This window comes from Streptococcus anginosus, assembly GCF_900636475.1.
GTDB classification, from domain to species: domain Bacteria; phylum Bacillota; class Bacilli; order Lactobacillales; family Streptococcaceae; genus Streptococcus; species Streptococcus anginosus.
In genome coordinates, this window is the sequence record NZ_LR134283.1 from 41,955 (window position 1) to 60,314 (window position 18,360).

Sequence of the window (18,360 nt, forward strand, 5' to 3'; positions counted from 1 at the left end):
CGGAAGCCATTGGTCGTCATGTTTAGTTTTGAGAGGTCTTGTGGGGCCTTAGCTCAGCTGGGAGAGCGCCTGCTTTGCACGCAGGAGGTCAGCGGTTCGATCCCGCTAGGCTCCATTAGGATAGAATCCTACTGAACTTAATAAAGAAGTGAAGTTGAATACGAGACTAACTTCTTAGGAAAAAAGATAAACTTCCTTGTGTTCATGGAACACAGCGTCAGTTTCCTATTTTTCTACAGAAGTTTTCGCAAGCGAACCGTCTCTTACTATCCTAAATTTAGCACATTGAAAATTGAATAACGATATCAAATAGTAACAAGAAAATAAACCGAAAACGCTGTGAATATTAATGAGTATATGACTGAGAGGTCAAAAATAAGGTTAAGTTAGTAAGGGCGCACGGTGGATGCCTTGGCACTAGGAGCCGAAGAAGGACGTGACAAACGACGAAATGCCTTGGGGAGCTGTAAGTAAGCGTAGATCCAGGGATGTCCGAATGGGGGAACCCAACAGGTAGATGCCTGTTACCCGTATCTGTTAAGGATATGAGGAGGAAGACGCAGTGAACTGAAACATCTAAGTAGCTGCAGGAAGAGAAAGCAAAAGCGATTGCCTGAGTAGCGGCGAGCGAAAGGGCAAGAGGGCAAACCGAGAAGTTTACTTCTCGGGGTTGTAGGACTGCGATGTGGACTTAAAGATTATAGAAGAAGACCTTGGGAAAGGTTGCCAGAGAGAGTAAGAGCCTCGTATTTTAAATAGTCTTTATACCTAGCAGGATCCTGAGTACGGCGGGACACGAGGAATCCCGTCGGAAGCTGGGAGGACCATCTCCCAACCCTAAATACTCCCTAGTGACCGATAGTGAACCAGTACCGTGAGGGAAAGGTGAAAAGCACCCCGGGAGGGGAGTGAAAGAGAACCTGAAACCGTGTGCCTACAACAAGTTCGAGCCCGTTAATGGGTGAGAGCGTGCCTTTTGTAGAATGAACCGGCGAGTTACGTTATGATGCGAGGTTAAGTTGAAGAGACGGAGCCGTAGGGAAACCGAGTCTGAAGAGGGCGCATAGTATCATGATGTAGACCCGAAACCATGTGACCTACCCATGAGCAGGTTGAAGGTGAGGTAAAACTCACTGGAGGACCGCACCAGGGCACGTTGAAAAGTGCTTGGATGACTTGTGGGTAGCGGAGAAATTCCAAACGAACTTGGAGATAGCTGGTTCTCTCCGAAATAGCTTTAGGGCTAGCGTCGACAGAAAGATTCTTGGAGGTAGAGCACTGTTTGGGTGAGGGGTCCATCCCGGATTACCAATCTCAGATAAACTCCGAATGCCAATGAATTATGGTCGGCAGTCAGACTGCGAGTGCTAAGATCCGTAGTCGAAAGGGAAACAGCCCAGACCACCAGCTAAGGTCCCAAAATAATTGTTAAGTGGAAAAGGATGTGGGGTTGCACAGACAACTAGGATGTTAGCTTAGAAGCAGCTATTCATTCAAAGAGTGCGTAATAGCTCACTAGTCGAGTGACCCTGCGCCGAAAATGTACCGGGGCTAAAACAATTTACCGAAGCTGTGGATCCTTTAGGGGATGGTAGGAGAGCGTTCTATGTGTGGTGAAGGTGTACCGTGAGGAGCGCTGGAACGCATAGAAGTGAGAATGCCGGTATGAGTAGCGCAAGACAGGTGAGAATCCTGTCCACCGTAAGACTAAGGTTTCCAGGGGAAGGCTCGTCCGCCCTGGGTTAGTCGGGACCTAAGGAGAGACCGAAAGGTGTATCCGATGGCCAACAGGTAGAGATTCCTGTACTAGAGTATAGAGTGAAGGAGGGACGCAGTAGGCTAACTCAAGCGTGCGAATGGAAGAGCACGTCTAAGCAGTGAGGTGTGATAGGAGTCAAATGCTTCTATCTGTAACATTGAGCTGTGATGGGGAGCGAAGTTTAGTAGCGAAGTGAGCGACGTCACACTGCCAAGAAAAGCTTCTAGCGTTAATTTATACTCTACCCGTACCGCAAACCGACACAGGTAGTCGAGGCGAGTAGCCTCAGGTGATCGAGAGAACTCTCGTTAAGGAACTCGGCAAAATGACCCCGTAACTTCGGGAGAAGGGGTGCTCAGTGTAACTGAGCCGCAGTGAATAGGCCCAAGCAACTGTTTATCAAAAACACAGCTCTCTGCTAAATCGTAAGATGATGTATAGGGGGTGACGCCTGCCCGGTGCTGGAAGGTTAAGAGGAGTGCTTAGCGGTAACGCGAAGGTATGAATTGAAGCCCCAGTAAACGGCGGCCGTAACTATAACGGTCCTAAGGTAGCGAAATTCCTTGTCGGGTAAGTTCCGACCCGCACGAAAGGCGTAATGATTTGGGCACTGTCTCAACGAGAGACTCGGTGAAATTTTAGTACCTGTGAAGATGCAGGTTACCCGCGACAGGACGGAAAGACCCCATGGAGCTTTACTGCAGTTTGATATTGAGTGTCTGTGCCACATGTACAGGATAGGTAGGAGCCAAAGAGATCGGGACGCCAGTTTCGATGGAGGCGATGTTGGGATACTACCCTTGTGTTATGGCCACTCTAACCCGGATAGGTGATCCCTATCGGAGACAGTGTCTGACGGGCAGTTTGACTGGGGCGGTCGCCTCCTAAAGAGTAACGGAGGCGCCCAAAGGTTCCCTCAGATTGGTTGGAAATCAATCGCAGAGTGTAAAGGTATAAGGGAGCTTGACTGCGAGAGCTACAACTCGAGCAGGGACGAAAGTCGGGCTTAGTGATCCGGTGGTTCCGTATGGAAGGGCCATCGCTCAACGGATAAAAGCTACCCTGGGGATAACAGGCTTATCTCCCCCAAGAGTTCACATCGACGGGGAGGTTTGGCACCTCGATGTCGGCTCGTCGCATCCTGGGGCTGTAGTCGGTCCCAAGGGTTGGGCTGTTCGCCCATTAAAGCGGCACGCGAGCTGGGTTCAGAACGTCGTGAGACAGTTCGGTCCCTATCCGTCGCGGGCGAAGGAAATTTGAGAGGATCTGCTCCTAGTACGAGAGGACCAGAGTGGACTTACCGCTGGTGTACCAGTTGTTCTGCCAAGAGCATCGCTGGGTAGCTATGTAGGGAAGGGATAAACGCTGAAAGCATCTAAGTGTGAAACCCACCTCAAGATGAGATTTCCCATAACGTTATGTTAGTAAGAGCCCTGAGAGAAGATCAGGTAGATAGGTTAGGAGTGGAAGTTGTGTGAGCAATGGAGCGGACTAATACTAATAGCTCGAGGACTTATCCGAGAAGAAGTAATGAGAACGTGAAGAAAAGCGTATGATTTTAGGGAATCAGCGCAGAAGTCATAGGGACTTCAAGCGGATTTATCTAAATCACTAGCTTTTTAGTTCGAATACAATTACTTAAGTAATGAAGGCAGATCTAGTAAGGATTTAGCCGGAGTACAATTTCATTGAGAAAGATAGCGTAGAGGTAAATCTTTTACAATTTGAGACGTTATTCAATTTTGAGTGTGTTAGATACTCAGCAGTTAAGTGACGATAGCCTAGGAGATACACCTGTACCCATGCCGAACACAGAAGTTAAGCCCTAGAACGCCGGAAGTAGTTGGGGGTTGCCCCCTGTGAGATATGGTAGTCGCTTAGCAAGGATAGGAAGTAGAGATACTTCCTTTTTGGGAGTTTAGCTCAGCTGGGAGAGCATCTGCCTTACAAGCAGAGGGTCAGCGGTTCGATCCCGTTAACTCCCATAATTCTAGAAAGAATAGGTCCCGTAGTGTAGCGGTTATCACGTCGCCCTGTCACGGCGAAGATCGCGGGTTCGATTCCCGTCGGGACCGTTTTAGTGTATAGAGATACATTAGAGAGACTCGTTAGCTCAGTTGGTAGAGCATTTGACTTTTAATCAAAGGGTCACTGGTTCGAGCCCAGTACGGGTCATAGTCACAGGCGGGTGTGGCGGAATTGGCAGACGCACCAGATTTAGGATCTGGCGCTTAACGGCGTGGGGGTTCAAGTCCCTTCACCCGCATAGGAGATAAGCCGGCTTAGCTCAGTTGGTAGAGCATCTGATTTGTAATCAGAGGGTCGCGTGTTCAAGTCATGTAGCCGGCATTAAAGGAAAGAAGCGAATGCGAACGTAGTTCAGTGGTAGAACATCACCTTGCCAAGGTGGGGGTCGCGGGTTCGAACCCCGTCGTTCGCTTGAGGAAGCCGGGGTGGCGGAACTGGCAGACGCACAGGACTTAAAATCCTGCGATTGGAAACAATCGTACCGGTTCGATTCCGGTCCTCGGCATAGGAAAGAGCACCCTTAGCTCAACTGGATAGAGTACCTGACTACGAATCAGGCGGTTAGAGGTTCGACTCCTCTAGGGTGCATAGAAAAGAAGTCTCCTAGGACTTCATTTTTTCTATCCATACGGGAAGTAGCTCAGCTTGGTAGAGTACTTGGTTTGGGACCAAGGTGTCGCAGGTTCGAATCCTGTCTTCCCGATATTTTATTTGATATTAGATGAAATAGGTGTTAGTTTTTAACATCCAGAGAGAATATGTTCATTCTCTCTTTTTTTCTGTTCAATATAAATTCAATATCAATTGTAGTGGAAAGACTATCAGCGAACATCGAAAAAAAGGAGAGGCATTTTTTTGTATTCAAATGCTACTAAGTTATTTGTTATCAATGACTGGAGTCAATGAAATTTTATGAATCTTAAATTAGAAGTTATTACGTTTTGATAAGAATATTATCTTCTGATGTTAAATATTTGTTCCAACTTTGAATTAGAATGACATTTTTTGTTAAAGTAGCCATTCGGTATTTAGTTATTGGGGGATATTGGCAAATAGCTATAGAGAGTATTTATCAACGTGATAAAAAATAGATATGGATAAGAAATTTAATTTATGTTATGATATAAGTGTAATAAAGGAGAGAAAATGCAGAATAACTTACTGGTATTACAGTCAGATTTTGGTTTGGTAGATGGGGCTGTATCGGCAATGGTCGGTGTGGCCTTAGAGGAATCCCCAACGTTAAAAATACATCATTTGACTCATGATATTACGCCTTATAATATTTTTGAGGGAAGCTATCGTTTGTTTCAAACGGTGAATTATTGGCCGGAAGGGACAACGTTTGTCTCCGTTGTGGATCCAGGCGTTGGTTCGAAGCGGAAAAGCGTGGTTGCCAAAACTGTACAAAATCAGTATATTGTCACGCCAAATAACGGGACACTTTCTTTTATCAAGAAACATGTGGGAATTCTAGCGATTCGTGAGATTTCGGAGGTGGAAAATCGCCGAAAAAATACGGAGCATTCTTATACGTTTCATGGTCGTGATGTTTATGCTTATACTGGTGCGAAGTTAGCAAGCGGACACATTACTTTTGAAGAAGTGGGCCCAAAATTAAGTATAGATGAAATTGTAGAAATTCCTGTTGTGGAAACGACAATTGGGAATGATTTTGTTAGTGGGGCTATTGATATTTTAGATGTTCGTTTTGGTTCGCTATGGACGTCTATTACACGTGAGGAATTTTATACTCTTAGTCCTGAATTTGGTAATCGGTTTGAGGTCACGATTTATAATAACGATATGCTGGTCTATCAGAACCAGGTGACTTATGGGAAATCTTTTGCGGATGTACGGATTGGTCAGCCGATTTTGTATATCAATTCTCTTTATCGTGTTGGTCTGGCGATCAATCAGGGGTCTTTTGCGAAGGCCTATAATGTAGGAGTCGGAGCGCAATGGAGTATTGAAATCAAGCGGATTGAAAAATAAATAATAAAGGAGATTATTATGAAAAATAATTCAATAAGAAGTGTTGTCGCAACGGGGATTGGAGCAGCTCTCTTCGTCGTTATTGGAATGATTAGTATTCCAACTCCTGTGCCAAATACCAGCATTCAATTGCAGTATGCTTTGCAGGCCTTGTTTAGTGTGATTTTTGGTCCGGTTGTTGGATTTTTAACGGGCTTCATCGGTCATGCCTTAAAAGACTCTTTGCAATACGGGAATCCTTGGTGGTCATGGGTCATTGCCAGCGGTTTGTTTGGTTTGATTATTGGGCTGTTTCAGAAAAGAATCCGTGTTACGCAAGGAATTTTTGAAGCAAAAGATATTGTATCGTTCAATGTGATTCAACTGTTGGCCAATGCTGTGGTATGGATTGTCATCGCGCCGCTAGGTGATATTTTGATTTACAATGAGCCTGTAAACAAGGTGTTTGTCCAAGGTGTTGTTGCAACGATTTCTAACGGTTTGACCGTTGCTATTGCAGGGACAGTGCTTTTGCTGGCTTATGCCCGCACGCAAACCAAATCAGGAAGTTTGAAAAAAGATTAGTGACAGGAAGCGGGAGTGAGACGGAGCGAAGGTTTGAAAATGTTTCTTCCTATTCTCACCACTGCGTTGTTGGTTTATTCACAGTATGCTTTGAAGCTGGAGATGTTTGTTCCAGCTTTTTTATTTTTAATTTCAATAAAATATCACACAAAATGTAATTTATATATTGCATTTTATATAATATAGTGTATAATAGTAGTGAAGAAAGAGAGTGGCTCATGAAAATCATTCAAAAAGCAAGAGATTTTTATTTTCAGGGGTCTCAGTTTTAGTTGCTTAACCCATGATTTCACTCTGCACGTTACAAAGAAAAATGGTTCTGACTCAGAGGATAAAGAGAATGGCAAAAAATCTTAAACTAAAAATAGCTCGGGTCGAGCATGATTTGACCCAGGGAGATTTGGCAGATGCGATTGGTGTCACGCGACAAACGATTGGTTTGATTGAAGCGGGGAAATACAATCCTAGTCTCGGTCTCTGTATTGCAATTTGTAAACGATTGGATAAAACATTAGATCAATTATTTTGGGAGGAGTAATCATGAACTTCATTAAACGTCAGATTTTAGATGAGCGAGAAGAGCAACTGACCAATAAAGCAGGAATGGAAGCTTTTAGTTTTCTGATGACTAGTAATCTTATCTTTTATATTGGAAGTATTTTTATCCATTCGGGGAAGGTCTATACGCAACTATTCCTGTTCTCAAGTCTCATTGCATTTTTGTACTTTTTGGAGCGCTGCCGGCGGCTAGGAGCCAATTATTTCAATAGTTTTACCTTCACTATTTGGGGTGTTATGGCAATGACGGCTTTGGTAACGGTTGTGATTTTGGTGCAGAATTTTCAAGTCAATCATGCTATTTATCAGAATAATCCATTGCATGGCCAAGTTTTTAGTTGTGATTCCGATTACGTTTCTGATTTACCTTCCAATCATGATAGTGTTCAATCTGATACTAGAAATTGTTGGAAAATGGCAAAAGGTGCGATTTGAGAAATATTTAGCGGATTTAGAAGATGAATCCTGAAAGGAGATGTATCATGAGCAAAATAAAGGATTATTTTGGTGGCGAAAAGGACGAGCGTATTCGGCAAGGGACATACAAGGCTGAAGCCTATGCGTTTCGATTTTTACTTGTATTTTTGATAATTGCAATCAGTATCAAGTTTTTCTTTCTAGATTCTCCAATAGAAGGTTATGTTGATGAATTAGCAGCGGTTTTGATTGCTGTGAGTATTTGTTACTTTGTATTGTGGAGAGAAAGAATTGTTGAAAAGAGCTTGGGAATTTTGACGACATTATTCCAATCATTCTTGCTGACAATTCTCAGTGGGTATTATCATTACCATTTTGGTGAATTGCATTATAAAAATCGTTCGACGAGTGATTTTATCCTATTTTTATTTGGAAGTTTTATAACCTATCTGTTAGTGCTGGGTGTATTCAATTGGCTTTTAAATAAATACAATCAACATCGTCGAGACAAGATTGATATGGAAATGGAAGATTCTGAATAAAAGAGGACGGAACTCCTTTAGGAGAGAAACAGTTCATTATTAGGATACAGAGGCAGGGAGCATATTGTCCCTGCCTTGCTTTATAATCGCAAAATGCCCTATGATTGAGCTTTTCATTTGCTTTTTAGGCTTAAGAAAGCACCTAATACGGAAAATATTGTCTGGGTAAGCTGTCAGAGGTTCAGACGGAGTAAACTGGTATTGCTTCATGTCATCCGAGGTTCAGACGGAGCAAATTGATTTTGGTTCATGTCATCCGAGGTTCAGACGGAGCAAACTGATTTTGGTTCATATCGTCCGAGGGTCAGACGGGGTAAACTAGTTTTGGTTCATGTCATCCGAGGTTCAGACGGAGCAAACTGATTTTGGTTCATATCGTCCGAGGGTCAGACGGGGTAAACTAGTTTTGGTTCATGTCATCCGAGGTTCAGACGGAGCAAACTGGTATTGGTTCATATCGTCCGAGGGTCGGACAGAAGAAACGAGCTTGGGTTTGCTCCGTCGACCGGGTCGATAGTCTCAACTGGTTTAAGTTTGTTTCGTCGACCGGGTCGACTATTTTAACCATTGCCGCACTTTCTCAGTAACCGTGTAGGGTCGGCAAGAAGCTGAACGCTTCTTGTTTGGTCAGATTTTTTCACGTTCAAGGTTTAATTTTGCGACAGTGTTCGCGGACTTCAAAATTGATTTTCATCTTATTTTCTTTTGTGCTACAATAGAATGAGTAAGTACAAGAGGAGAAGTGGATGATTTTAGAGGAATTTGATGAAAATCGTCAGGCGATTATCAATCCAGAAGATTTGGTGGAGGCGCTACCGAATTTTCCAGAAACAGTGGTGTCTTGCTTTGCCCGTGAGACCTTTAAGCGCATGCTGGCTGATTTTCAGCATGAGCTATTGACCTCCACTTCCATGGCAAATATTGAAATTCCCATTTACAAGATTGTTATAAAAGGTAAGGCAATCGCCGTGTTCAATTCACCAGTGGGGGCAGCTGCCTGTATCGCCATTTTGGAAGATCTGATTGCCTTTGGAATGAAGAAGCTGGTTCTTTTTGGAACATGTGGTGTTTTAGATGAAACGATTAGGGAAACGTCTATTATCGTGCCCCATACTGCGATTCGTGATGAAGGGACCAGTTATCATTACCTGCCGGCTTCTGATGAGATAGAAGTAAATGTCGGTTTGCGGGATTTTTTACAGTCAATTTTAGCTGATAAAGGAATTTCTCATACAGTTGGAAAAGTTTGGACGACAGACGGTATTTATCGGGAAACAGCTGCGAAACTCCGTAAGCGAAAAGAAATGGGTGCTATTTGTGTAGATATGGAATGTTCAGCAGTTGCAGCTTTGGCAGCTTTTCGTGAGATTTCCGTTTGCCATTTCTTTTATGCGGCGGACCACTTATCAGAAGAAGCCTGGGATATGCGCAATTTAGCCAATCATGCAGACTTAGACGAAAAAGATAAAGTGGCTAACTTGGCGATTCAGCTCGCCCTTGCTTTATAGAGAACATGCTATGAAAAAACCAATTATTCAATTTGAAAACTTTAGTTTTCAGTATCAAGCGCAGACAGAACCAACCTTGAAAAATGTTGATTTGACGATTTATGAGGGCGAAAAGGTCTTGATAGTCGGCCCTTCTGGTTCGGGAAAGTCCACTCTTGGACAATGCTTAAATGGCATTATTCCAACTATTTATCATGGAGAAATGACTGGGAATCTGTGGATTCAAGGTAAGTCTGCGTTTGGCAGCAGCATTTATGACTTGTCCAATCTTGTCAGTACCGTCTTGCAAGACACAGATGGTCAGTTTATTGGGCTGAGTGTTGCAGAAGATTTGGCTTTTGCTTTGGAAAATGACATGGTGGATTTGCCGATGATGAGAGAAAAGGTTCATTTATGGGCGGAAAAATTGGATTTGTTATCGCTGTTACACCAGCGTCCCCAAGACTTATCTGGTGGGCAGAAGCAGCGGGTCAGTTTGGCTGGGGTGCTGATTGACGAAAGTCCGATTTTGCTCTTTGATGAACCTTTGGCAAACTTAGATCCGAAGTCGGGACAGGATACGATTGAGCTGATCGATCAGATCCATACGGAAGCAGGAACGACAACGATTGTTATCGAGCACCGTCTGGAAGATGTGCTGTATCGGTCTATTGATCGGATTATCCTCATCAATGACGGACAAATTCTCTTTAACGGCAGTCCTGATAATCTGCTGCATACGCAGTTATTAGCCGAGAATGGAATTCGAGAGCCGCTTTATCTGACCACCTTGCGTCAGCTTGGTTTTCAGCTGGAAAATTCTGCACAGTTGGCAAATTTAGCTCAGATAGATGTCTCCGCTGTTCAGTTTTTGGGTGAAAAAGTTTCTATTCAAAAATCACAGGCACAGGATGATTTGCTGGAGTTGAAAAATGTCCAGTTTGCCTACGGTGAGAAAAAGGTTTTACAAGATATTGATTTTACAATCTCTAAAGGCGAAAAAATTGCCATTGTCGGGAAAAACGGTGCTGGAAAATCCACGTTAGCCAAAGCGCTCTGCCAGTTTATCGCAACAGAAGGAAGCTATACTTGGCAGGGAAGAGACATCAAAGGCGACTCCATTAAAGAGCGGGCAGAACGGATTGGTTACGTTTTGCAAAACCCAAATCAGATGATTTCTACGACCATGATTTTTGATGAGGTTGCTTTGGGCTTGAAGCTGCGTGGCGTTGCAGAAGAAGAAATAAAAAAGCGAGTCTTAACTGTACTAAAAACTTGTGGTCTATATGAATTTCGACATTGGCCTATTTCTGCTTTGTCCTTTGGGCAAAAAAAGCGTGTGACCATTGCTTCGATTTTAGTGTTAAATCCAGAGATTATCCTTTTAGATGAGCCAACGGCTGGCCAAGATCAGCGCAATTACACAGAAATCATGAATTTCTTAAATGAATTGAACCAAAAAGGGCATACGATTATCATGATTACGCACGATATGCAGCTGATGCTGGATTATTCTGACCGCGCGGTTGTGATGTTAGACGGAAAGATCTTGGCAGACAAAACACCGGCCGAAGTTTTGACAGATAAGACTTTGATTTATGTGGCGAATCTTAAGGAAACGTCTATCTTTTCCTTGGCTGAGAAATTAAACGTTGATCCACTTGCTTTAACAGAATTTTATATGCAAGAAAGGGAGGAAAGCCATGCTTAATCAGCAAAAACTTATTGGTTACCATGCGGGAACGACCTTTTTGCATCGCCTATCCGGAGCGAGTAAGTTACTGTTTTTCATTTTGGTATCAACTGCAGCGATGATTAGTTACGATACTCGCTTGTTGATGGTCATTGCGGTTGGATCGCTCTTGCTTTTTAGAGTTTCGAACATTCATTTCAAAGATGTATCGTTTGTTTTAGCTTTTGCAGGTGTTTTTGCCGCTTTGAATCTTATCATGGTCTATCTGTTTGCTCCTCAGTACGGAGTGGAGATTTATGGTCAACAGACGGTCTGGTTCAGCGGATTAGGCAGTTATACCGTGACTGCGCAGGAAATCTTTTATTTGTTTAATTTGTTCTTAAAATATCTCTGCACCATTCCTTTGGCGGTTATTTTTCTGATGACCACTCATCCCAGTCAGTTTGCATCCAGTTTGAATCAAATCGGAATTCCTTATAAAATTGCCTATTCTGTCAGTTTGACGCTGCGCTATATTCCTGACCTGCAGGAGGAATTTTACCTAATCAGAATGTCGCAAGAAGCGCGTGGCTTGGAATTGTCCAAAAAAGCAAAATTAAGCCAGCGTATCAAAGGGAACTTGCAAATCATTATTCCATTGATTTTTAGCTCGCTGGAGCGGATTGATACGATTGCGACAGCCATGGAATTGCGCCGTTTTGGTAAAAATAAGAAGCGGACTTGGTACACTTATCAGGCTTTTCAGAGATTGGATATTGAAGTGATTTTGCTGGCTATTTTATTTTTACTACTCAGTTTTTTACTCTTTTTTGTTAATCACGATCGCTTTTACAATCCTTGGCTATAAACGAAAATTGAAATGTATATAGGAGGAAGGAAATGGTTGCATTGGTAACAGGAGCTTCAGCTGGTTTTGGTGAAGCCATTTGTCGTCGATTGGTGGCAGAAGGTCACCGAGTGATTGGAGCAGCGAGAAGATTGGAAAAGCTGACACAACTTCAAGAGGAGTTGGGTTTTGAAAATTTTTATCCGCTTCAAATGGATGTGTCGGATACAAAAAGTGTGGATCAGGCCTTAGAACATTTGCCAGAGACTTGGCGAACGATTGATATTTTGGTCAATAATGCAGGTTTGGCATTGGGCTTAGACAAGGCTTATGAGGCAGATATGCAAGACTGGTTGACGATGATTCAGACCAATATTATTGGTTTGGTTTATCTAACACGTCAGATCCTACCGCAAATGGTAGAGCGAGATAGCGGATTGATTATCAATCTAGGTTCGACTGCTGGAACGGTTCCTTATCCAGGTGCCAACGTCTATGGAGCTAGTAAAGCATTCGTGAAGCAATTTTCTTTGAATTTACGTGCTGATTTGGCAGGGCATCATATTCGTGTTACTAACATTGAACCCGGTCTTTGTGAGGGAACAGAATTTTCAACTGTTCGATTTAAAGGGGACGATCAACGAGCTGGAAAATTGTATGAGGGAGCTCATGCTATTCAGCCAGTTGATATTGCCAATACTGTTGCTTGGATTGTTGGACAGCCTCCTCATGTTAATATTAACCGGATTGAAATCATGCCTGTTTCACAAACGTTTGGAGCGCAGCCTGTTTTTCGAGAAGAATAGATGAGATAGAATGGGGAGAATATGACAGAAATAAACCTTTTGTTTTCAATCGATGATCGCTATGTCGAGCAATTTAAAACAACCTTGTATTCCGTTTACCTAAATTCACCGTCAGCTTTGCTGCATTTGTTTGTTTTGCAAAAAAAATTGTTAAAAAGGAATGTGGAGATTGAGGAATTTTGTGAGGCACTAGGGATCATCTATGAACCAGTCGTGATTGGGGAAAAAGCATTTGAGGACGCCCCCAGCACTGATCGGTATCCAGAAACAATCTACTATCGCTTGCTGGCACATGAATACCTTCCTAAAAACTTAGACAGAATTCTTTACCTAGACGCAGATATTTTATGTCTGAATGATATTTGTCCTCTTTACAAACTAGAGATGGGGAATGCCTTATACGCTGCGGCTAGTCATGGATCAGATGCCAATATGACAGATTTAGTCAATAAGTTGCGCTTGCAGAATTTTGAAGCGGAAAGTTATTACAATTCCGGCGTTTTACTTATGAATTTGACCGCCATTCGAAAAGAAGTAAAACGAGAAAAGATTTTAGAATACATTGCTCAAAATAGTTTTAAACTCTTTTTACCGGATCAAGATGTGCTGAATGCTTTGTATGGGCATTTGACAATTCAGATTCCAGATGAATTGTATAACTATGATGCACGCTACAATGTGCTATATTATGCTCGGAGTAAAGGAGAGTGGGACTTGGATTGGGTGATTGAGAACACCGTTTTTCTTCACTTTTGCGGTCGAGATAAGCCTTGGCTGAAAGAATACCACGGACGCTATGCCGCGCTTTACAAGCATTACCAACATCGCAGCCGAAAAGTTGGCAGATAAAAACGAAACCAACCAATTAAAATGGTTGGATTTTCTTTTTATAACGGCCGTTTATTAGGAATTCCTGCTTTGCGTGGGTATTTATTGGGAGTTTCTTTTTTCTTGCCAACAACCGTGATATACCGCGGGTCGCCATTGGGGAGTTGGTAATGAATGTTTTTTTCGACTTTGCTGAAAAGAATGCTAAGCGCGGTTTTTGCTTCTGTTAATTCCTCAGGAGCATTGCTAGCTTTGAGCGCTAAAAGACGCCCGCCAACTTTAAGAAAGGGAATGGTCAGCTCGGCTAAGATCTGCATACGAGCAACAGCGCGTGCAGTTACAATATCAAACTGGGCGCGGAAGTCTTTATCTTGAGCAAAATCTTCTGCCCGACCATGATAAAAATGAACGTTTTCCAAACCTAACTCGTCAGCCAAGTGATTTAAAAACAGAATACGCTTGTTTAGAGAATCAATAATCATCACATCTAGTGCTGGATAAAGGATTTTCATAGGGAGACTCGGAAAACCTGCCCCTGCTCCAATATCCAATAGTTTGATGTTTTTATTTTCAATCAGTCCTTGTAAAATGGGAGCGCTTGAATCATAGAAATGCTTGAGATAGACTTCCTTTTTGTCAGTAATAGCTGTCAGATTGATTTTTTCATTCCATTCAACGAGAAGTTCAAAATAGTGTTCAAATTGCTGCTTTTGTCGGTCTGTGAGTTCAATCTGCTGCTGTTTTAAGAGTTCATAAAATTCTTCGGGTGTCATCCATTTGTCCTTATTTGTATTTCTTATTTCTATTATACCAGATAATCAGAAGAGAATCTTTAAAATTTCTCTTTTGAAGAAGTCTAAATTTTTATTCTTTTCATTTTTCTGGTATAATGTCTATAATAAATTTAAAGGAGAATGCCTATGTGGATAATTATTTTAGCTATTGTTGTGGTACTTGTATTGTTTGTGATTGCCAGTTACAATGGTCTTGTCAAAAGTCGTATGCAAACCAAGGAAGCGTGGAGTCAGATTGATGTTCAGTTAAAACGTCGAAATGATTTGTTGCCAAATTTGATTGAAACGGTCAAAGGGTATGCTAAATATGAAGCATCAACGCTTGAAAAGGTAACAGAGCTTCGTCGTCAAGTGGCAGCTGCTACAACGCCAGCAGAAGCTATGAAAGCAAGTGATGCCTTGACGCGTCAAATTTCTGGCATTTTTGCAGTTGCAGAAAATTACCCAGAATTGAAAGCAAGTACGAACTTTGTAAAATTGCAAGAAGAACTGACTAACACTGAAAATAAAATTTCGTATTCTCGTCAACTTTATAATAGTGTAACAAGCAATTACAATGTGAAGCTGGAAACATTTCCAAGTAATATTATTGCTGGAATGTTCAGCTTTAAGCCGGCAGATTTCTTAGCTGTCCCAGAAGAAGAAAAATCTGTACCAAAAGTTGATTTTAGCGGTCTAGGTGACTAATATGCTCTTTGATCAAATTGCTAGTAATAAAAGACGAACGTGGGTTCTCTTGATTGCTTTTTTTGCTCTGTTAGCGATTATTGGAGCAGCAGTCGGCTATTTATGGCTAGATTCAACTCTCGGTGGTGTGATAATTGCCTTTATCATTGGTGGAATTTATGCTTTTAGCATGATTTTCCAGTCTACTGAGGTTGTCATGTCTATGAACGGTGCTCGACAAGTCACTGAGGCTGAAGCTCCTGACCTTTATCATGTGGTAGAGGATATGGCAATGGTAGCACAAGTTCCGATGCCACGGGTGTATATTGTAGAGGATTCATCGCCCAATGCTTTTGCGACTGGTTCAAAGCCTGAAAATGCAGCAGTTGCTGCAACGACAGGATTGCTAAATCTAATGAATCGTGAAGAGCTGGAAGCGGTTATTGGACATGAAGTGAGCCATATCCGTAATTATGATATTCGGATTTCAACAATTGCGGTAGCACTTGCTAGTGCAGTGACCATGCTATCTAGCCTAGCTGGACGAATGATGTGGTTTGGCGGTGGTAGTCGCAGACGTGATAGCCGAGATAATGATAATGGTTTGGGAATTCTGATACTGATTTTGTCGCTCGTTGCGATTATCTTGGCTCCTTTAGCAGCTACTTTGGTTCAGTTGGCGATTTCTCGTCAACGTGAATTTTTGGCAGACGCTTCCAGTGTGGAATTAACACGCAATCCACAGGGGATGATTAATGCTCTCTTGAAATTAGAAAATAGCGAGCCGATGCACCATAAAGTAGACGACGCTAGTGCAGCTCTCTATATCAATGATCCGAAAAAAGAAGGTGGACTTCAAAAGCTATTTTACACTCATCCGCCGATTTCAGAGCGAGTGGAGCACTTAAGAAAAATGTAAAAAGGTTGAGATAGACTATTATGATTGTGCCGCAATCATGACTGTCTGTCCCAATCTTTTTTTGTATTTCACCATATAAATTTTAGTTATGATAGCTTTATCTATTTTGTTTTTGGAATGAGAGTAAGAGAGACAGCACGCCACAGATTGTAAACACAATCCAAGCGACTTTCATATTCCAAATAGCGAGACTGGTAAAGATCATGGTCCCAAATGGGACAGAAAAACTAAATAGCAAACTCAGAAAGTTAGAAGTCTGTGCTAAGATATCTGATGGAAGTTTGCTGAGGAGCATGCTGTTGATTTTGGGATTGACTTTTCCGGAAAGATACATGATAAAGAAAATAGCAAAAATAGTAAGGAAAACAGGTAGCTGGAGAAGATTTATGAAGCCAATTAAAGCAATGGATAAAGTAGCCCAAAAAGCAATTTTATTGACGGAAAGTTTGCTAAAATAATCATTGGGAGTCAGGCTGGCAGAGATAACTCCTAAAATAATCGTTGTTTCAAAAATGAGAAGAGATTGGCTGAAAGGGAGTCCAAATAAAGGATGATCCAATAAATAAAGATTGTAAATGGCCATAATAGAGCCGCCGAGTGCATTGAGTATTAGTATCTGAAAGAGTAAAGTCAAAAAATGGCTGTCTCCGTTTTGTTCAAAAATTAGTTTGGAGCTGTGATACATTTCTAGGAATTGTTGTTTGAGAGGAAGAGGATTTTCATTTTCTTTGACTGGGTCATGGGTGAGTTTATGACGAACAAAATAAAGAGTAGTGGAAGAAAGTAGGAAAGCTAAGGCATTGATGAAGGCGACCAACGCAAATTGTTGGTTGCTGACAGCAAGAAGCCAAACTCCTAATGCTTGTCCGGCAAGATTGCAGAGATAAGCAATTAGTTGCATAAAGGAGAAAGCTGGCATCATCTCTTCCTCTGCTAGATTCTTTTTCAAAATAGGCATTTGCAGACCACTACGATAATCACTCATCATATCTGATACGATATTTAGCAAACAAACGACAGAAAAAGCTAGATAAGAAGTTGAGCGAGTTAGAAATGCCACAAAGACAAATAACATGGCTTGGAGATAGCCCATGTGAATGAGCCAACGAGCTTTATGGGCTGTTTGATCAGCTTTCATTCCCACAAAGATAGTGAAAAATACTGGAACGAGAACGATAAAATTAGCAATTCCAACAGCAAATTTAGGATTTGGTAAACTGGATGCAAAGACTACAAAAACAATATTATAAATGGAAGAGCCCAAAATATTGAATATGCGTGACAGACTAATAAAAGCAAATACTTTATTTCTCAAAATAAGTTTCATGATAACCTCCTATGTGTGTTGCAATGATTATAACAAGCAAAAAAGTAAATTCAATAGCCTTTTCGCAAGTGGGAATAAATCCTAAGTAAGTGAACGATATGGAAAAGTAACTTGCAAGCAAACTTTATATATTTTAGTATAAATGAAAAAATGCAACGTCAGCAAAACGTTGCACATATTCAACAAAAGTTAATTTTCTTTGAGAAGCTTTTCGATTCCATTTTGATAGTATTCGGCACTAGTCTGGCAATCTAATAGTTGTAAGATATGGACAGCTTGCTTCATTTGTTTCAATCCGTTTTCTTTATTTCCTTGAAGGAATAGGAGCTCTCCTTGAGCAAATTTAAAAACGATTCGTAGATAGGCTTCATTTTCCTTATAAAAATGAGCTTTAATCCAGTTTTCGAAGAAAGTAGCTTCTGCAAAGTGTCTTGATTCAATAGCTAGAAAGAAGCCATTTATAAAAATGGTATGAATAGTATAACGATTGCTCTCAAATAAGCCTAAAAAATCTTTTCTGTTGACCATTTCTTTTGTATATTGTGTATAAAGTTTTGAGGAGAGAATAGTCGTACAAAAGGCGAAAAGTTTAAGTTCGTACAACCCCCAAATATCCACAGAAAAGAGATAATTATGAAGAAAGTTACTTTCCTCTGTGGAAGCTGTAATTCCATCTTTTAGAGCGCAAAGAAAACCTTTGACAATAATAGCTTCAATCCTATCTTCTTTTTTTCTGGATTTTTGATATAGAGCTTGTTTTTCTAAGTAAAAAGCTTCGATAAAATCTGGATTATCAGACTGTTCTTGAAGGGTATCAATTAGTTGTTGTTCGGAATTTTTTTTATGTTCATGAGCTGCTAGAGTAAATTCTTTCACATCTGTGTGGATATTTTCAAGAGCTGTAAATAATTTTTGAGCAGAAAGTTCACTCTGACCATTTTCAAAACGTGACAGCATAGACTTTGAAAATTCTTCTCCGGTTGCTTCTGTCAAGGAAATATGTCTAGCTTCTCGGAAAGATTTAAATATACGACCTAAATTATCCATCACAATCCTCCTTTTGATTGTTATTATAACAAAATAATGGTTTTTCTCCTATTTCTCATCTCAAAAATGGTATAATAAATCTAGAAATTTAAATACAAATGAGG

At 41.4% G+C, this 18,360-nt stretch carries 14 protein-coding genes, 10 tRNA genes, 2 rRNA genes and 1 pseudogene; 24 read left to right on the plus strand and 3 right to left on the minus strand.

All coding sequences use genetic code 11. The annotated features are described in order from the left end of the window. Positions 1-42: 42 nt before the first annotated feature. The 22 genes and pseudogenes from EL079_RS00190 to EL079_RS00295 all read left to right on the plus strand — a co-directional run bounded on the left by EL079_RS00190 (position 43) and on the right by EL079_RS00295 (position 13,524). A tRNA-Ala gene (locus EL079_RS00190) sits at positions 43-115 on the plus strand. Positions 116-379: 264 nt separating this feature from the next. After that, positions 380-3,280 (plus strand): 23S ribosomal RNA (locus EL079_RS00195). Positions 3,281-3,525: 245 nt separating this feature from the next. After that, positions 3,526-3,641 (plus strand): 5S ribosomal RNA (rrf, locus tag EL079_RS00200). A gap of 30 nt (positions 3,642-3,671) precedes the next feature. Then, positions 3,672-3,744 (plus strand) — tRNA-Val (locus EL079_RS00205). 17 nt (positions 3,745-3,761) lie between these two features. After that, a tRNA-Asp gene (locus EL079_RS00210) sits at positions 3,762-3,834 on the plus strand. A gap of 27 nt (positions 3,835-3,861) precedes the next feature. Next, positions 3,862-3,934, plus strand: a tRNA-Lys gene (locus EL079_RS00215). Positions 3,935-3,943: 9 nt separating this feature from the next. Then, positions 3,944-4,025: transfer RNA gene (locus EL079_RS00220), tRNA-Leu, on the plus strand. A gap of 10 nt (positions 4,026-4,035) precedes the next feature. Then, a tRNA-Thr gene (locus EL079_RS00225) sits at positions 4,036-4,108 on the plus strand. Between the two features lie 19 nt (positions 4,109-4,127). Beyond that, positions 4,128-4,199 (plus strand) — tRNA-Gly (locus EL079_RS00230). A gap of 7 nt (positions 4,200-4,206) precedes the next feature. Next, positions 4,207-4,292: transfer RNA gene (locus EL079_RS00235), tRNA-Leu, on the plus strand. A 9-nt stretch (positions 4,293-4,301) separates the two neighbouring features. Further along, a tRNA-Arg gene (locus tag EL079_RS00240) sits at positions 4,302-4,375 on the plus strand. A gap of 41 nt (positions 4,376-4,416) precedes the next feature. Next, positions 4,417-4,490, plus strand: a tRNA-Pro gene (locus tag EL079_RS00245). A gap of 443 nt (positions 4,491-4,933) precedes the next feature. Further along, positions 4,934-5,782, plus strand: a complete 849-nt coding sequence (locus tag EL079_RS00250; protein WP_003032155.1) for an SAM hydrolase/SAM-dependent halogenase family protein — start codon at positions 4,934-4,936, stop codon at positions 5,780-5,782. A gap of 18 nt (positions 5,783-5,800) precedes the next feature. Beyond that, the gene (locus EL079_RS00255) at positions 5,801-6,346 is read left to right on the plus strand and encodes an ECF-type riboflavin transporter substrate-binding protein (protein WP_003032164.1); all 546 of its coding nucleotides are present in this window, start codon (positions 5,801-5,803) and stop codon (positions 6,344-6,346) included. 340 nt (positions 6,347-6,686) lie between these two features. Beyond that, positions 6,687-6,884: a helix-turn-helix transcriptional regulator gene (locus EL079_RS00260; protein WP_003032159.1), complete on the plus strand. Its 198-nt coding sequence runs from the start codon at positions 6,687-6,689 to the stop codon at positions 6,882-6,884. Between the two features lie 2 nt (positions 6,885-6,886). Then, positions 6,887-7,373, plus strand: a pseudogene (locus tag EL079_RS00265) (DUF6773 family protein). 13 nt (positions 7,374-7,386) lie between these two features. Beyond that, on the plus strand, positions 7,387-7,863 hold the full coding sequence (locus tag EL079_RS00270) for a DUF6773 family protein (RefSeq protein WP_003032152.1): 477 nt from the start codon (positions 7,387-7,389) through the stop codon (positions 7,861-7,863). 746 nt (positions 7,864-8,609) lie between these two features. After that, complete coding sequence (locus EL079_RS00275) at positions 8,610-9,371, plus strand: nucleoside phosphorylase (RefSeq protein ID WP_003032156.1); 762 nt, start codon at positions 8,610-8,612, stop codon at positions 9,369-9,371. A gap of 10 nt (positions 9,372-9,381) precedes the next feature. Beyond that, positions 9,382-11,061 (plus strand): ABC transporter ATP-binding protein, encoded by a 1,680-nt coding sequence (locus EL079_RS00280; RefSeq protein WP_003032151.1) that lies wholly within the window; start codon positions 9,382-9,384, stop codon positions 11,059-11,061. Then, positions 11,054-11,890 (plus strand): energy-coupling factor transporter transmembrane component T family protein, encoded by an 837-nt coding sequence (locus EL079_RS00285; protein WP_003032157.1) that lies wholly within the window; start codon positions 11,054-11,056, stop codon positions 11,888-11,890. Before EL079_RS00280 ends, EL079_RS00285 begins: the two co-directional genes overlap by 8 nt. Positions 11,891-11,922: 32 nt before the next feature. Continuing rightward, on the plus strand, positions 11,923-12,675 hold the full coding sequence (locus tag EL079_RS00290) for an SDR family oxidoreductase (protein WP_003032147.1): 753 nt from the start codon (positions 11,923-11,925) through the stop codon (positions 12,673-12,675). Positions 12,676-12,696: 21 nt separating this feature from the next. Continuing rightward, complete coding sequence (locus EL079_RS00295; protein WP_003032161.1) at positions 12,697-13,524, plus strand: glycosyltransferase family 8 protein; 828 nt, start codon at positions 12,697-12,699, stop codon at positions 13,522-13,524. A 38-nt stretch (positions 13,525-13,562) separates the two neighbouring features. On the opposite strand, the gene rsmG is transcribed toward EL079_RS00295, so the two are convergent. Continuing rightward, positions 13,563-14,276, minus strand: coding sequence for a 16S rRNA (guanine(527)-N(7))-methyltransferase RsmG (gene rsmG, locus EL079_RS00300; RefSeq protein WP_003032163.1), 714 nt, complete (start codon positions 14,274-14,276; stop codon positions 13,563-13,565). A 147-nt stretch (positions 14,277-14,423) separates the two neighbouring features. On the opposite strand from rsmG, the gene EL079_RS00305 reads away from it, so the two are divergent. Both EL079_RS00305 and htpX read left to right on the plus strand, forming a co-directional pair. Then, positions 14,424-14,984, plus strand: a complete 561-nt coding sequence (locus EL079_RS00305; RefSeq protein ID WP_003023563.1) for a LemA family protein — start codon at positions 14,424-14,426, stop codon at positions 14,982-14,984. 1 nt (position 14,985) lies between these two features. Further along, the gene (gene htpX, locus EL079_RS00310) at positions 14,986-15,882 is read left to right on the plus strand and encodes a zinc metalloprotease HtpX (RefSeq protein WP_003032148.1); all 897 of its coding nucleotides are present in this window, start codon (positions 14,986-14,988) and stop codon (positions 15,880-15,882) included. Between the two features lie 97 nt (positions 15,883-15,979). On the opposite strand, the gene EL079_RS00315 is transcribed toward htpX, so the two are convergent. After that, positions 15,980-17,209: an MFS transporter gene (locus EL079_RS00315; RefSeq protein WP_003032166.1), complete on the minus strand. Its 1,230-nt coding sequence runs from the start codon at positions 17,207-17,209 to the stop codon at positions 15,980-15,982. A 189-nt stretch (positions 17,210-17,398) separates the two neighbouring features. After that, positions 17,399-18,256, minus strand: a complete 858-nt coding sequence (locus EL079_RS00320) for an Rgg/GadR/MutR family transcriptional regulator (RefSeq protein WP_003032153.1) — start codon at positions 18,254-18,256, stop codon at positions 17,399-17,401. Positions 18,257-18,360: the final 104 nt, after the last annotated feature.

Bases quoted from the DNA above. Each gene is read 5' to 3' on its own strand.
- EL079_RS00320 (WP_003032153.1), bottom strand. From the start codon at position 18,256: ATGGATAATTTAGGTCGTATATTTAAATCTTTCCGAGAAGCTAGACAT.
- EL079_RS00280 (WP_003032151.1), top strand. From the start codon at position 9,382: ATGAAAAAACCAATTATTCAATTTGAAAACTTTAGTTTTCAGTATCAA.
- EL079_RS00255 (WP_003032164.1), top strand. From the start codon at position 5,801: ATGAAAAATAATTCAATAAGAAGTGTTGTCGCAACGGGGATTGGAGCA.
- EL079_RS00260 (WP_003032159.1), top strand. From the start codon at position 6,687: ATGGCAAAAAATCTTAAACTAAAAATAGCTCGGGTCGAGCATGATTTG.
- EL079_RS00305 (WP_003023563.1), top strand. From the start codon at position 14,424: ATGTGGATAATTATTTTAGCTATTGTTGTGGTACTTGTATTGTTTGTG.
- rsmG (WP_003032163.1), bottom strand. From the start codon at position 14,276: ATGACACCCGAAGAATTTTATGAACTCTTAAAACAGCAGCAGATTGAA.
- EL079_RS00270 (WP_003032152.1), top strand. From the start codon at position 7,387: ATGAGCAAAATAAAGGATTATTTTGGTGGCGAAAAGGACGAGCGTATT.
- EL079_RS00315 (WP_003032166.1), bottom strand. From the start codon at position 17,209: ATGAAACTTATTTTGAGAAATAAAGTATTTGCTTTTATTAGTCTGTCA.
- EL079_RS00250 (WP_003032155.1), top strand. From the start codon at position 4,934: ATGCAGAATAACTTACTGGTATTACAGTCAGATTTTGGTTTGGTAGAT.
- EL079_RS00285 (WP_003032157.1), top strand. From the start codon at position 11,054: ATGCTTAATCAGCAAAAACTTATTGGTTACCATGCGGGAACGACCTTT.
- EL079_RS00290 (WP_003032147.1), top strand. From the start codon at position 11,923: ATGGTTGCATTGGTAACAGGAGCTTCAGCTGGTTTTGGTGAAGCCATT.
- htpX (WP_003032148.1), top strand. From the start codon at position 14,986: ATGCTCTTTGATCAAATTGCTAGTAATAAAAGACGAACGTGGGTTCTC.
- EL079_RS00275 (WP_003032156.1), top strand. From the start codon at position 8,610: ATGATTTTAGAGGAATTTGATGAAAATCGTCAGGCGATTATCAATCCA.
- EL079_RS00295 (WP_003032161.1), top strand. From the start codon at position 12,697: ATGACAGAAATAAACCTTTTGTTTTCAATCGATGATCGCTATGTCGAG.